The organism is Herbiconiux gentiana (genome assembly GCF_024978135.1).
Lineage (GTDB): Bacteria > Actinomycetota > Actinomycetes > Actinomycetales > Microbacteriaceae > Herbiconiux > Herbiconiux gentiana.
Map to the genome: position 1 here is coordinate 68,771 of NZ_JANTEZ010000002.1, position 14,906 is coordinate 83,676.

The following is a 14,906-nucleotide window of genomic DNA, read 5'->3' on the forward strand; positions in this document are numbered from 1 at the left end:
CTCGCATCACGGGCGCGGACCGTTCACGATCGGAGGTCCTCGCGCACCGCCGACCACATCGCCTCTATCGACCGCTTGACTTCAGACCCCGCAGCGACGATGCGCTCCCCCAGATCGGCGGACTCGAGGATGTAGCTGATCAGATCGACCGACTGGCCGGCGTCGCCGAGCGGGTCGGCCAGAAGCTCCGGGACCCCGAAGTCGCGGGCAACGTGCTCATACTTGTGGCTCCAGCCGTGGATCACCGTGGGAACACCCTGCGATAGGGCGCTCACCACGGCGTGGTATCTCCCGGACACCAGCAGCGGTGCCGACCCGATCAGGCCCTTCAATTCCACGCCGTCGAGACCGCTGACGACGTCGAGGTCGATCCCGGCGGTGCGCCTGACGGAGTCGACTACCAGTTGGAGGATCTCGACGTCGTTCCGGCCCTCGTGGGCCAGTCCGTACGGGGCGAGCCCCCGGCCGTGCAGGTCGATCGCTATCGCGGAGAGGTTCGCCACGTAGCGGGCCTTCGCCTCCGCGTCGTCCGCCCGGGAATAGATGTTGACGTTCGGGACGATCGGCACACGACCTCGGAGCCGCTCGTGCCTCGCGGGGAAGCGTCCGTCCAGCACGGCGGTGAAGTCGGGATAGCGCCGCACTCGATCCGCGCCCTCGTCGGCCAGGATAGCTCGAACGTAGGACTCCGACTCCGGGTCGCGAGGGAAGATCAGATTCGAAGCGTTCAGAGCCTTCCGCGACGGCGCCGCCGTCAACTCGAACGGGCCGAAGGCTTGCGGGAGCATGTAAACCGGCACGCCGCGCGCCGCCCACCGTTCGAGCTTCGAGGCCGTGTAGTCCAGCGACTGATGCACCCACTGGTCACCGTAGCGAAATCCAGAACCATCGAACACGGCGACGACCTCCGACGGCAGCACCCACGGGAACCGCTTCCACAAACGTCGAAGCCCGGGAATCTTCTGGAGACGGTCGGTCAGCCCGTACACCCGCTGAGGAACGAGGGGATACACGCCCGCGATGCGTTTCTTGACGTCGGATCCGTTGTGGAACTCGACCACCGGCACGGCCCCGAACTCCTGCCGCACGCGCTCGGCCGCGGCGAGCAGCATTAGATACGCGCCCTGGTTATTGAATTCGACCCCGACGAGGAGTATATATTTTCCCTGCAATGCGTGCCCCCGGATCGCCGACCTGACTTACAACTGTGATGCAAGCTTACGAGGGGAGCGTGGACACCGACGGCACGCCGGATCCGCGGCACCTCAGCGTCTTCGGTCGCACCGATCCCGATGTTACACTTGTCGGCGACGCCAGCTCTCCTGCCATAGGAATCCGACCCATCGTCCCGCAGGCGTCGACCCCACCCATCGACGGCGTTGGTCGGTCCTCTTCGACATAAGGAGATAGGTGGTCACGTTTTCGCGCGATTCGCGCAAGTCCCTCGGGAACGGTTTTTGGAACGCGGGCCAGCAGGGACTTTCACTAGCGTTGAACGCCGTGATCGGCATTCTGTTGGTCGTCGCAGTTCCGGTTCAGGAATACGGCCTCTACAGCTATGCGGTCGCGCTGTCGTCGATCGGCGTCGCTGTGATGTCGGCGGGTCTGACCGGGTTGGCCGTCCGCGAGCTGGTGCAGGACCGCGAAGCAAACTCGGCTATTGTCGCGTCGCTGACGCTGATCCGCGAGTTCTTCGCCCTGGTCGGCTTCCTCATCATCGCGGGCCTCAGCCTCACGAGTGGCGACGGTCTCGCGATCGCCGCCACTCTGCTGGCGTCTTCCGCGCTGTTCGGACGGGCGCTGAACGCTCCGGAGCTCTGGTTCCTCTCGCACCTGCGCAGCGGCAAGCCCGCGATCGCCAGGATCTCGGTCACCGTTGCTCTCTTCGGCGTCCGGCTCGCTCTTCTGGCCCTGTGGCCGAACATCTGGGTCATGCTGATCCTGTACTCAGCGGAGGGGCTCATCTCAAGCCTCATCATCATCGGGATGTACCTCCGAGACAAGGACTCACCGGGGTTCGCCCGTCCGAGCTTCCCCGCCATGTTCACGCTGCTCCGCCGGTCGTGGCCACTTATGCTGTCCAGTCTCGCCGACCAGGCGAACCTGAAGTCCAGTGTGATCGTCATCCAGGCGCTGCTCGGCCCGAAAGCGGTGGGCGTCTACGCAGCCGCGTCCCGGCTCAGCGAGATTTCTTTCTTCCTCCCCGTCGTGTTCATGAACTCCACCTTCCCCGTGCTGCTGAAGGTCCGGAAGGAGAAGGGGCCGGACAGCTCCGACTACCGGCGCATGCTCCAGCAGTCCTACGACCGAGCGTTCTGGATGGGCGTGCTCGTCGCAGTGAGCGTTATCGTCGTCGGCACGGTCGTGATCCGCGTCGTCTTCGGACCGGAATATGCCGACGCGGAACCTATTCTGTACATCCAGGCAGCGGCCTGCCCCTTCGTCTTCATGGGTGCCGTCTACTCGAAGTGGATCATCGCAGAGGGCTACCTCTGGTCGTCGCTGGTGCGCCATTCCTTCGGAGCAGTCGTCAACATCGCCCTCAACTTCGCCCTGATTCCGGTCATGGGCGTCATCGGGGCCGCCGTGGCGACTCTCGTCTCCTACATCGCCGCGTCGTTCGTCGCCAGCTTCCTGGGCCGTCGATCGCGGTTCGCCGGTGGCCAGATGGCTCGCGCCATCGTCTGGCCCGCGCGCCTGGTACGCAACCGCCTGCTTCGGCCCTCGATCGGAAAGTGACCCACGTGAAGAAGAGCCTCGTGTCCCGCGGAATCTCTCGGAGCCGCAAAGTCGTCGGCCGATGGGCTCTGGCCGGAGGTCCCGTACGGCGGGGGCTTTACTACCGATATATCAGCGAGGCCTTCGGTCGCGAGGAGCGGGCCGTCGACGCCGGCATCACCGCCTATCATGGAACTCTCGGCACCGGCAAGGAGCTTTTTACGCTCCGGCGGAACGTGCACATGCTCGAAAAGGGCCTCACCATGCGCCCGCGGCGCGATGAGTTCGCCTTGGGCTACATCGGCTCGACTGTGCAGGCCTTCGCCGGCGTGCACCGCCTCGGCGCCGCGTCGGGCGTGGGCGTCGACGAGTCCCGTTGGATGCACACGGTGCTGACCGAGTACTTCGAGGCCACGTCGCGCTCGACGAATCCGAAGATCGAGCGCCTCCGCGCCACGTTCCGTGACCTCGAGCCGATCGAGCCCACCCGGGTATCGATCGCATCGGGACCGCACCTGCCGCAGGGCCTACCTCCCGCGGTGTCGATCGAGAAACTGACCGAGCTCGCGATGAATCGGCGCTCGGTCCGGTGGTTCACCGGCCAGCCCGTGGACCGCACACTCGTCGACGCCGCGATGGCGGTCGCAGCGGAATCCCCGACGGCGTGCAATCGACAGCCCTACCGGTTCGAGGTGTTCGATGACCCGGAGAGCGTGCGCCGCGTGGCAGCCATTCCCATGGGCACCGCGGGATACGCGGAGCAGCTGAGCGGGATAATCGTCATCGTCGGAGACCTCTCCGCGTTCTTCGATGAGCGGGACCGGCACCTGATCTATGTCGACAGCTGCCTTGCTGCGATGGGTCTCATCTACGGCCTCGAAGCCCAGGGTGTGGCCAGCTGCTGCATCAACTGGCCGGACCTCCCCGATCGGGACAAGGCGATCGCCGCATTGCTGGGTCTGCCCTCCCACGAGCGAGTAGTGATGCTCCTGGCCTACGGATACCCCGATCCGTCGGGGCTCGTGCCCTACTCGGCGAAGCGCCCCGTCGAGGCCGTTCGCCGGTACCGATCGCTGACACGGCCCGCCGACTGATCTGAAAAGAGGCTCCACGCTGATGTCGTCAATCAGTTGCATCATCCCCACGCATCGACGATCCGACCTGCTCGCCGAAGCATTGCGATCGGTCGCAAGTCAGACGCGGCCTCCGCTGGAGATCATCGTCGTCAGCGATACTGATGACCCGGGGGCGGCCGAGGTGTGCGAGCGCTTCAGAGCGGATTCGGCCATCCCGATCCAGTTCCACTCGTCCGCCGGCACCGTCGGAGGCGCGTCGGACTCGCGCAACCGCGGCTTCCGCGAGTCCATCGGGGAGTACGTCGCCTTCCTCGACGACGACGACACCTGGGAACCGCGGTTCCTCGAGGAGTGCGAACAGGCTTTGGCCGCGTCGAATCGGGACATCGCTGTCGCGTGGATCACCATGTTCCGCGAGGCCGCGACGAAAACCGGCCCTGCCATCGTCGAGGGTCTATCGGCGTCCGACGTCGTCGCGGTGAATGCCGGCACGACCGGCAGCAATATGGTCATCTCCCGCACGGCGCTCGACGATGTCGGTGGATTCGACCCCAGTCTCCGGATGAAAAATGACACAGACTTGTTCTATCGACTTCTAAAGGCCGGCAATGGTTACTCCGTCGTCCCCGAACGGCTCGTGAATCAAAGGAAACATGACACCGGTCAACTGACGGGGCACTCGTTGGCTCGAGCTGCAGCCACCGAGCGCTACATGGCGAAGCACGCCGCGGATCTCAACAGAAGTGACCGGCGGCAACTCCGTTTCGTCATTCACCGCATCCGGCGGCACGCCTCCACAAATCGACTAGCGAAGGCTTATCACCTCGTGATGACTATCCTGCACTATTCGCTCGCGCAGTATCGGATCGACAGGGCCAACCGTTCCGAGAAGGACTATTTCACCGTCCCGGCTATCGAGGACTCAGGCGGCGAGGCAACCGGTACATAGGCAAAAGTCGAGTCCGCGACCGGTCTCGTCGCCGCCACGCTCAACCAACTGGTTCGAATCAGTAGGCCCCATCGCGTGCCAGCACTGCCCGCGCAGTCCGCCAAAGAATCACGAGATCGCCTGTGAAAGACCAGTTCTCGACGTAATACAGATCCAGTCGAACGGTGTCCTCCCAGGAAAGGTTCGATCGGCCAGACACCTGCCACAGCCCGGTGATGCCCGGCTTGACGAGGAATCGACGATGTACGTGCTGCTCGTACTGGTCGACCTCGGTGTCCAGCGGAGGTCGGGGGCCGACCAGTGACATGCTTCCCGAGAACACGTTGAAAAGCTGGGGCAGCTCGTCGAGGCTGAAGCGGCGGAGGAAGCGACCGATAGGGGTGATTCGAGGATCGTTCTTCATCTTAAATAGCACGGCATTCCCCTCAGCACGCTGCTTCGCGGCGAGTTCTTGCAGCAGGTGCTCCGCATCGACCACCATTGAGCGGAACTTCAGGATGCTGAAATGTGCACCGTTGTAGCCAACCCGCTCCTGCCGGAAAAAGACCGGGCCAGGGGAACTCAGGCGAATCGCCAGCGCGATGGCCCCTAGCACAGGGCTCAATAAGAGGATTCCTAGACCGGAGAAGAGGATATCGAAGGCCCTCTTGGTGAACTTCTTTGCTCCCTCGTAGCGCGGCATCTCGACATGAATGAGGGGCAATCCGGCGACTGGTCGGGTGTGGATACGCGGACCACCGATATCCACCAAGCTCGGTGCCACGACAAGGTGCTGACGCCCCGGAGCCAAACTCCAGCTGAGCTCTCGGACACGTTGGGGGGGAAGCTCGTCGGCACTAGTGATGATGACCGTGTCCGCTCCTGACGCCTCGAGCGCCATCTGGACCTTGTCGAGGTTCCCGAAGATCGGCGCGCCGGTGCCCGGGAGCGTCGCACCAACGAGGGAGGTCGGAACGCAAGCGCCCACTACCCGATAACCGACGTCAGGACGACGCATCAGCTCGCGCCCGATATGAGACGCCGACGCTGCCGAACCGACAAGGAGCACTCGCGAACTAAAGGCACCATGCGCTCGGCGAGCGTGCAACCATCGGCGCCACGCCCAGCGGCCCAGCAACAGTACCGCTATTCCTCCAGGGAAGGCGATGAGTATGTAACCCCGCGCTAGATCTACTTGGAACAGGAAGGCGACAATGGCGACCAGTCCGAAAAGACGTACGGTCGCATCGGCGATCAATCGGTATTCCTGCGAACCAGCCCCTATTACCCGGAACCCTCGGGTCCCGTAGATCTGCAGCGCGAGGAGCCAGGAAACGAACAGGACCACAGAGATCGTCGTATAGCTCACCGCCAAACTGCCCGACGACTCGCCCAGGCGGAGCTCGGCGGTGTCGAGCCCCAGCCAGAACCATTGCACCCCGAAGATCACGGCGGCGACGATCCCGACGTCCGTGAAGAACAGCCGGCGAGCGTAACCAATCTGCCAGGGGGCCGCGCGATTCGCTCGACCGGCGGCCCCGATGGTGCCGCCGCTCAAAGCGCCCTCTGAATAGGTTTCGCTGACCATTCATCCCCCATCGTTCACCAACCTGGCACGAGGCGACTGCGCCGATCAGGATACGGTCTTGACGATACCACTCGGCTCATTCAGTTCACTTGCGACCAAACCGCTCCGCCGTCGGCCGACACGAAGAACCCTTCCTGTGACCACGCCTTGACAGCGGATCCCTCAGACGTGATTCCGATCGGTTTGGAGGCGACTTCCGGGAGGCAATCGGACGCCTCGACGACCGCCCTCTGCGGCCCGACGCCGTACTTCCGGAGCCCCAGCCCATCGCAGTCCGCGTCGTCGGAGACCACGGCCACGAGGCCACCGGAACCATAATCGTAGGCGATCGTGGCGGCTTGCTCGTCGATGACAGGCTCCCAGACTCCGACCACCCCGTCGTCTACCGTTGCATGGAACACGCCTTCCATGCAATTGACGGCGATATTCACGAGCCGTTGCACCACTTGAGTCACCGCCGTGCAGGGCGTGGCAACCGCCGCGCCACCCACGTCGATCTTCGACGAGTCGAGCGGGTCGACAAAGGTCCCCTCCGCGAGTCTCTCAGGGTAGCTCTCCCAGTATTGTCCTCCGGTAAAGGTCGAGATCAGGGAGATGCGGCAGTCCGGCAGCAGCGCCGCGACGATGTCGGTCTGGTCGGCGTCCACCACATCGACACTCAGGATCTGCCCCACCTCAAGGGTGCCGAAGGTCGCGCCGACCCAGGTCGCACCCCCATCCTGGGAGACGTCTAGAACCGGGGAGACTGATCCGCACTGACCGCGCGTGGCACGGAACAGTTCTGGCGACTGCGAGGAATCGAGGTAGTACGGTGCGGGTGGAGGGTCGGTGGGTGCACTATCGGCGCCCGGACTCGGGGAGCTGTTCGGACTTGGCGCGGGTGTGGACGGCGACCCCGCCACCGGCGGCGCCGATGGCACCACGCCACTGTCTGCCACCGGCGGTTGATGGATGGCGAATATCACGAGGACCGCGGAGACCGCCGTGAGCGCAATGATCAGCACGACCGTCATGGGCCCGCGCTGACGGGCTCGTGCAGATGGCGAAGCCATGAGGGCGTCAGCCCCTTCGTGAACTCGGCGCAACTACCGCTGCAGGCGCAGCCGGCATTCCCGAGACGTCCGGAGCCACCGCGTCTCCGTAGCCATAGCCGTAGCCGTAGCGTCCGTATCCGTACGAGTCGGGCCCGCGGGTCGGCAGCATCGTCAAAACCGTGCCGGCCAGCTTGGCTCCGACGTTGTGCAGCGAACTGACTGAGGCTCGTACCTGGCTTTTGTTCGCCCGGCCTGTCGCGACGACCAGGATGGCGCCGGCCGTAAGGTTGGCCAGGATGATCGGGTCCGTGACGGGCAGCACGGGCGGCGCATCGAAGAGGACGACATCGAAGGCGCTCTCCAGCGAGGCGATCAGTTTGGTCATGGCCGACGATCCCAGCAGTTCGCTCGGGTTTGGCGGGATCCGACCCGAAGGGAGGACGTAAAGGTTCGTCTCGCCCCAGCGCTGGATCACGTCACCGGGTTCGGCTCGATTCACGAGGACGTCCGTGAGTCCCGCGCTGCCTTCGACGCCCAGGTAGTCGGCGAGGCGGGGCTTCCGGAGATCCGCATCGACAATGATCACACGCTGGCCCGAGAGAGCAAGTGCGATCGCGAGATTCGCCGCTGTCGTGCTTTTGCCCTCACCGGGGATGGACGAGGTGAAGACGAAGCTGCGAGCATCGCTGTCCGTGCCGACGAACTGAAGGTTGGTGCGGAGGGTGCGGAACGACTCGGCGCGAGGGCTCATAGGGTCGTCCCTGACCACGAGCGGTCGCTCCGTTGTGGTGGGGTCGTGCACGATTCCGCCGATGATCGGCGCATCCGTGATGGCCTCGACGTCATGCTCGTTGCGGATCTTCGTGTCGAGTACTTCCCGCAAGACGGCCAGCGCGAGCCCGGCGATCAGGCCGATGACTCCCCCGATGACGATGTTCAGTACGACATTGGGGGACGAGGGCGAACCGGGCACATAGGCCTGGGTGATGACTGTTATCTTGACCGGGGTGACACCCTCGGCGGTTGCGGGAACGAGGTCGGTCACCACGTTTTCGAAGCTGCTCGCGACGGCGTTCGCCAGTTGAGCGGCGAGCTCCGGCGACGGGTCGGAAGCGGTTATCTCTACGATGACAGTGCCGGACGGCGACGATGCCGAGATATGCTCAGCAAGTGAGTCGACATTGGTGTCGAGATTCAGGGTGTCGATCACCGGCTGCAAGACGATGGGCGTCGTCGCGACGTCGGCATAGGACTGAACCTGCCCCTGGGCGAAGTTCTGCCCCTGGCTGAGATCGCTGACCGATCCCGTCGACTGCACGGACACGAACACCTTCGACGTTGCTTGGTACTCCGGTGCCTTCAGGATCGAAAAACCTGCGCCGACAGCCACTCCGACCAGAGTGAGAGCCACAATGTAGACCCATCCGCGGCGCAGGAGTCTGATGTAATCACGTAAGTCCACGCCCAGATTTCCCTTTCGAAAGTCGGTCCCGCTCGGCCGCGACCGTAATCATGGTCTCACAGTCCCACAGTTGCTGATGACCCAGGCCACGCTAGGAGCGACCAGCCGGCCGCTTCGTGATTAGCCGAAGGCCGTCTAGTGCTCCCCGTAGTACCCGGTGGACTCGCGACGCCGTGAGGTTATGACCGATCCACTCCGGGTGCTCTTGCAGGAGCGACTCTTGCGGTGGCCACAGCAGTTTCGCCAGCTCGCGAGGCCGATTCTGCCATGGCACCCCACCGAGATAGCTCAACCACCGGCCCGTTCGGGACTCCACTGATGTGCGCCGATGCCAATCTCGAAGCGCACGTTTGTCACCCACCCGCCCGGGAGCGACAGGTAGACCCGCTGCCAGGAGAACAGGTGCCAAGGTCTCCGAACAACCGGCTCGGGCAGCGAATTGAACGACTTCCGCGCCTAGTGCGGAGTCGCGGCGGAGGCGCTCCACCAGTTGACCGAGCTCGACCTTGCTGCGCGGCGCATTCGGCTTGCGTAAGCCGTGCAGTCCGAGGATGGCTGCGCTCGCCGCGGTGTCCGGAATGAATGCAGGTGAGTGCGCCACCTCAATCTGCTCGCGTCGCTGCCAGAGAAGGTCGAAGACTTCACCGGGAGGCGCGAGGAAGCCCGGGAATCGATGATGCACGTCGATGTCACAGGGCCACCGCTCGTGGACCAGCGTCACTGAATGCATTTCGAGCTTGTCCGCCGTCCACAGCGTGACTCGAGGCTGCCACCCCTCCTTGGCGAGGGCGCTGATGGCCCGCTGAGCCGCCGCCGGGTGCGCGATCACGTCTACATCAGCGTAGGTACGAGCAGCTCGCAGGCCTTGGAGCTCAGCGGCGAGCCCTTTGATTATCAGAGCGTCGACGCCGGCCGTGCCGAGCCGTTTCGCGACGAGACCCGTCACAAGAGGAACGGCTTCGCTTCCGCGCAGGTTTAGGGGGGACGCTGCCCGAAGCGCTGTCATTGCCTACCCGAACGCAGCACCCCGGCCTCGACGAGCTCGACTAGGGCTGCCGCAACCGCTGCTCGCGGATCGAGCCCCATCGGGACGCCGTACGTCTCGACGACCGAGAGGCTTATAGCTTCGGTTGACACCGCCGATGCGGCCATGTCCCAGATGAGCGGACCGATGCCGTCGAGAACCCTGACGGTCGAGCCGTGGAGAAGCATGATACGGCCGTCGACTCGCACAGCGTCTGTAGCGGCGGTTCGACAGTACCAACCCGGTGGTAGGGGTCCGTCTTCTCCGGAAGGGTCGACGGCCCCCCAGTCCTCCGGCGCGGCAGCCTCTCCCACCTGACCTTCGAACCACGACGGGACCGAGGACGCCTCCGCGTAGGTAAGGGTTCTCACACCGCCGATTCGGGTAATCAATTCCGCTAGTTGGCAGAGGGGTCGGTCGAGCTCGGGCAGGTAGCTCATCTCGGGAATCAGAGCCGTCATCGCATCCAGCAGTGGTAGATCGACAGCGAATGGAGACTCGCTCGAGCCCGGGACCCGCTTCAGGATATGGATGGATGACAGGCTAAGTGGGGCGTCCGGCAACTCAAGAAGGCCGAGGCCGGACGGAGGAGTCTGAATCTTTGCGCCGAAGCCAAGGATGCGCGACAGCGGCTTCCGATATGGGAGAACACGACCGTTGGCATCGGTTCCAATGGTCTCGTCCGTCACATAGCCGAGGTAACGGGCGAGGTGCCCAACGAGTGTCGTCTTGCCGGTCCCGGACGGTCCGACGAACGCGTGCACTTGCCCGTCCTCCGCAGCCACACCGCACGCATGGAACATCAACAGCTGAGAACGCCGAAACTCGATCGCTGCAAGCGTAACGCGGCTGGTGAGCAGCGCGGCCGCCTCGCGGGCATCCGCTACTACGACGTCGAAGGGGCCGGGAACTGAAGAAGGAGGATTGGCCCGGATGTAGATCGACACGTCAGCCGGGCCAGCATGTGCCGCCGCGTCAACCCAGCCGTATGAGATCTCTTGAACCGTCGGCCCTGAGACTGAATCGTCGAAGTTGAGCGCGACGCGAACGCCTATCGCGCTAACCAGGAGCTGAGCCGCCATGTGCCCACGATAGTGCAGGCGACGGACGCCGGAGGGCGCGCATTCGCGAGAGGTGACGCCCCCACGGCTACAATGTGCAGGTCGCGTGCGTGTTCGAGCTGTGACACCGCGCGCAGGTCCGGGCAGACCGATGTGTGGACGTTTAGATTGTGGGGGAACGCATGGAACTTCGGTCGTACGCCGCAATCCTGCGAGCGCACTGGCTGGCGATCGTCGCTCTGCTGTTGCTGGGTGGCGCCGTCGCCTTCGGGTGGTCCCTGCTGCAGCCCAAGGTCTACCAGGCGGATGCGAGCGGCTACATCTCGGCGGGCGCTGCGGGAGACACGGGCTCGGCGCTGGTCGGAGACAACCTTGCCAAATCGAAGGTCAAATCGTACATCGACATCGGAACCTCACGCGCGGTCGCCCAGCACGCCATCGATGAACTCGGCCTGGTCGCGACGCCCGAGAGCCTCGTTCAGCGCATCAAGGTATCGAACCCCGACGACACCGTGCTCCTCGAAGTCACAGCCCTCGCGGGAACCCCGACCGACGCGCGGGACCTCGCCGAAGCCTGGTTGCGGGGCATTCAAGAGCAGATCGACAGCATTGAGACCCAGTCGGGCGCCTCGGCCGATGGCTCGACGGACAGCATAGTCAAGCTCATACCGCTCGATTCCGCGACGCTTCCCGATTCACCGCTCTCGCCCAATACCCGCCTTGCCATCGTGATCGGTCTGGTGGTGGGTCTGGTCCTGGGCATCGCCTTAGCCTTCGTGCGACACGCTTTCGACCGTCGCATTCGCGGCGCCGACGCGGTTGAGTCGCAATTCGGCATCTCCGTGGTGGGCTCCATCCCCGTCGACCGTCGGTTTACCGACCAGGACCGGCTGGTGGCGATGGAAGGTGCGACCGACTACTCCCGCGTGGATGACGACGATGTCGCCGTGGCGGAGTCCCTCCGCGAGCTCCGTACCAACCTGCAGTTCATGAACGTGGATGACCCTCCTCGGGTAATCGTTGTGACAAGCCCCCTGCCTGGCGACGGTAAATCTACAACGATTGCAAACCTCGCGATCGCGCTAGCTGCCGGTGGCCAGAACGTGATCCTGGTGGATGCGGATCTGCGCCGGCCGACCGTTTCCACGACGTTCAACCTGGTCGGCGGCGCCGGACTGACGGAGGTCCTCGCCGGCCGGTCAGAGGTGACAGATGTGCTCCAGCCCTGGGGCACGTCCGGGCGCCTGTTCATTCTGGCCGCTGGCAAGACCCCGCCGAACCCGAGCGAGCTCCTCGGGTCGGAGCGCATGCACAGCCTGCTCGCCGAACTATCGCAATTCGCGATCGTTCTGATCGACGCACCGCCTCTCATCCCCGTCACCGATGCGGCGATCCTCACGCACAACACGGACGGCGCTCTCGTCGTCGCGAGCGTGGGTAAAACGACCTATGAGGCACTTGCCAAAGCATTGGCCAACCTCGAACGGGCGAATGGTAAAGCTCTGGGCGTCATCCTCAACCGGGTGCCCAGAAAGGGCGGTGGCTATTACGGCTACCAGTACCGGGGGGATTACACCGCAGTCAGCCGCGCGGATAGCGTCGACCCTGCCACTGAGGCGCTGCCCGGGCTGTCAGGGACACCCACCGCAATGGCGGCACCGCCACGGTCCGAGACTTCATCGCGGCAACCTGGTTCCGAACCGCCTCCCCCGACGTTCGACGACCTCTTAGCGGAGCCCGACGCGAACGAGTCCGAAGTCCGGACGGCACCGGGCGAGATCCCCGCCAGGTCGCGGCGCGAATTGCGCTCCGCTCGATCCCATCGAGGAGTCTGATGCTGGAAGACCTTTTCGGGCGTCCGGCTGCGCCGGAAGGCTCACCTCTGATCCTCTTCGTCTGCACGGGCAACATCTGCCGCTCACCGTTGGCGGAAAAACTGTTGCGCGAACGCCTGGAACAATTCGATCCGACAAACCGGATCGAGGTGGCCAGTGCAGGCCTCCACGCCGTCGTGGGGGCCCCGATGGAGCCGGAGCCGGCCGCAATCGGAGAGCGCCACGGGGGTGTCATGGCGCACGAAGCTCGCCAGCTCACCGCAGCGATAGCGCGTAGGGCGTCGGTAATCCTGACTATGACGAAAGCGCAACGGGCGGAACTCTCACAGGAGTTTCCGTTCGCGCTGAAGCGCACATTCACTCTGGTCGAGTTCGTGCGCTTACTTGCCGAGGTTCCGGACAAGGTCGCGCCGCCGTCTGCCCAGAATGGGCGCACCCTGTTCGACACGTCGCTGGACGCGTCGCGCTACCGGGGGTCCGTCGTGGCTCATCCGACCGACGACATCGAGGATCCGTATCGGCGGTCGGCGGAGACCCATGAGCGGGTCGGTGAACGGATTGTGACACTGGCCGATGAGCTCGCCGCCCAACTTACGGGCAAGTCGGGTGGCACAGCTCAGGATGCGGGCCCGCCTACGGCGAGATGAAGCGTACTTCTGTAGTCACTATTCAAACTAAAGATCCCGCCGCGGTACCAGATCCTGTTCGGTCAACGCGCGGCACGGCGGCTGGAGCGATCTCCGATCTGCGAAGGCCTTCATCCGGGCGATCCATTGCGGGAGCAGCGCAGACATCGTCCATCACTGACACCTCTGCCAGTTTCTGAACAGATCGCCCTCCGGCATCGAATTTCTACGCGCTGCGTCACCGCGCATACGTGGCGGGCACCACGTGAGCATCGTATGCAGGCAACAGTTCTGAATACAGCGGGGCTCACCCCGGCCGTTCTAGCTTCTGGCCGACAACTACGACACTCGCCGGCAACACTTCGCCTGCTACGTGCACCCGCTTCTGCCACTATCCGACGGTCACCTGGGCACACCGGCCGACGCCTTGGTCAGCATCAATCTCATCGCATGTGGTCGACGCGGCCCCCACTCCCCTTCATGCACCGTCCCCTTGTGCCGCGGGCGTGCAGACGAGGCACGAGGCAGTCAAGGGAGACTGGGGCTGACCTTGATCGACATGTCTGCTCCACCAGCGGTCGCGATGAAGATGATCATGGGATGATGACGAGCACGCTACGAAACGCACGATTGATTCGGTCCTGACGCTTCGCTCGGCTCGATCTGGCGCGAATTATTCGACGCGCGAGAGCCATGTCGGTGCGATTGGAAGGACGGACGTTGGGTCAGGCACTGGCGGGCTGGTCGGCTCCGGCAGTTCGGGGGCCGGATCGACGGGCTCGGACGGCTCGCCCGGGTCGGTCGGCGTGACCGGCGCAGGGGAAGCCGTGCCCACCACCGTGACCTGGTCGACGGGAGCCTGGACTATTTCCTCTGACACCACTGATCGCGAAACCTCCTCGCCATCGGTGTACAGCACCTCGACCGTCGTCAGCATGGTTCCTGGCGACCCGACGACGCTCACGTAAGAGGTACCGAGGGGCTGAGTCGGATCTTCCTGAGTCACGGAGGCGAATGGGATCGAGTCGGAGAATTGCACGTACTCGCTGCTCTGTTCGGGCGAACCATCGACCACGGGGAGGATCGGACTCGGCACTGGGGATGAGGGCGCAGGAGGATCGGTCGACGGTTGGGGCGTCGGCGTCGGCGTCGGCGTCGGCGTCGGCGTCGGCGTCTCAAAACTACCGAACGACTCGGGCACAGAACCCGCCAGCACACTTCGCTCGTTAGCGGTAAGGGCGACCGCGACCAGCGCGCCGCTCAGAATCACCGCCACACCCAACCCCGTTGCAGCGAGCACTCGGCGTGAGCGCCATCCCAACGCACCGAACAGCTGGCGTCGTTCGATCATGAGTCCTCATTCTCAGAAGCCGATCAGCCCGGTTGTTTCGGGCGTCTTTCTGGCGTTTCGCAATGGTGCCAGGCGATCGACCGGGGCGTTGGGCTGAACCCAGCGCAACCGGATCCGCCTGAGACATTGCCGACGCGTCCGCTCGTGGTAGCCGGGCGAGCACCTATCGAAGTCTACAGGATGGCGGTGGAATCAGATTTCTC

At 64.2% G+C, this 14,906-nt stretch carries 12 protein-coding genes; 5 read left to right on the plus strand and 7 right to left on the minus strand.

The genetic code is table 11. From position 1 onward, the window contains the following. Window positions 1–23: 23 nt before the first annotated feature. Window positions 24–1,112, minus strand: a complete 1,089-nt coding sequence (locus tag NVV95_RS04055; protein WP_333474048.1) for a polysaccharide pyruvyl transferase family protein — start codon at window positions 1,110–1,112, stop codon at window positions 24–26. A 298-nt stretch (window positions 1,113–1,410) separates the two neighbouring features. Between NVV95_RS04055 and NVV95_RS04060 the strand changes: the two genes are divergently transcribed. The 3 genes from NVV95_RS04060 to NVV95_RS04070 are packed head-to-tail and all read left to right on the plus strand — an operon-like array spanning window position 1,411 to window position 4,743. Next, entirely contained in the window at window positions 1,411–2,739 is a 1,329-nt protein-coding gene (locus NVV95_RS04060; RefSeq protein ID WP_259485271.1) for a flippase, read from the plus strand. Window positions 2,740–2,744: 5 nt separating this feature from the next. Beyond that, the gene (locus NVV95_RS04065) at window positions 2,745–3,812 is read left to right on the plus strand and encodes a nitroreductase family protein (RefSeq protein WP_259485272.1); all 1,068 of its coding nucleotides are present in this window, start codon (window positions 2,745–2,747) and stop codon (window positions 3,810–3,812) included. A 22-nt stretch (window positions 3,813–3,834) separates the two neighbouring features. Next, on the plus strand, window positions 3,835–4,743 hold the full coding sequence (locus NVV95_RS04070; RefSeq protein ID WP_259485273.1) for a glycosyltransferase family 2 protein: 909 nt from the start codon (window positions 3,835–3,837) through the stop codon (window positions 4,741–4,743). Window positions 4,744–4,801: 58 nt separating this feature from the next. Here NVV95_RS04070 and NVV95_RS04075 read toward each other — a convergent pair whose 3' ends face one another. From NVV95_RS04075 to NVV95_RS04095, 5 genes are all read right to left on the minus strand, one after another. After that, window positions 4,802–6,310 (minus strand): sugar transferase, encoded by a 1,509-nt coding sequence (locus tag NVV95_RS04075; protein WP_259485274.1) that lies wholly within the window; start codon window positions 6,308–6,310, stop codon window positions 4,802–4,804. Between the two features lie 80 nt (window positions 6,311–6,390). Then, complete coding sequence (locus tag NVV95_RS04080; protein ID WP_259485275.1) at window positions 6,391–7,323, minus strand: hypothetical protein; 933 nt, start codon at window positions 7,321–7,323, stop codon at window positions 6,391–6,393. Window positions 7,324–7,369: 46 nt separating this feature from the next. Then, window positions 7,370–8,806: a tyrosine-protein kinase domain-containing protein gene (locus NVV95_RS04085; RefSeq protein ID WP_259485276.1), complete on the minus strand. Its 1,437-nt coding sequence runs from the start codon at window positions 8,804–8,806 to the stop codon at window positions 7,370–7,372. Window positions 8,807–8,897: 91 nt separating this feature from the next. Next, window positions 8,898–9,812, minus strand: coding sequence for a nucleotidyltransferase family protein (locus NVV95_RS18455; protein ID WP_375163780.1), 915 nt, complete (start codon window positions 9,810–9,812; stop codon window positions 8,898–8,900). After that, window positions 9,809–10,912, minus strand: a complete 1,104-nt coding sequence (locus tag NVV95_RS04095) for a DEAD/DEAH box-containing ATP-dependent helicase (protein WP_259485278.1) — start codon at window positions 10,910–10,912, stop codon at window positions 9,809–9,811. Before NVV95_RS04095 ends, NVV95_RS18455 begins: the two co-directional genes overlap by 4 nt. Window positions 10,913–11,073: 161 nt before the next feature. Between NVV95_RS04095 and NVV95_RS04100 the strand changes: the two genes are divergently transcribed. Together NVV95_RS04100 and NVV95_RS04105 are read left to right on the plus strand one after the other, a co-directional pair. Next, a complete protein-coding gene (locus NVV95_RS04100; protein WP_259485279.1) occupies window positions 11,074–12,726 on the plus strand; it encodes a tyrosine-protein kinase domain-containing protein in 1,653 nt (550 codons plus the stop codon). Further along, entirely contained in the window at window positions 12,726–13,373 is a 648-nt protein-coding gene (locus tag NVV95_RS04105) for an arsenate reductase/protein-tyrosine-phosphatase family protein (protein ID WP_259485280.1), read from the plus strand. Before NVV95_RS04100 ends, NVV95_RS04105 begins: the two co-directional genes overlap by 1 nt. 652 nt (window positions 13,374–14,025) lie before the next feature. Here the strand turns inward: NVV95_RS04105 and NVV95_RS04110 are convergent. After that, window positions 14,026–14,703 (minus strand): G5 domain-containing protein, encoded by a 678-nt coding sequence (locus tag NVV95_RS04110; RefSeq protein ID WP_259485281.1) that lies wholly within the window; start codon window positions 14,701–14,703, stop codon window positions 14,026–14,028. Window positions 14,704–14,906: the final 203 nt, after the last annotated feature.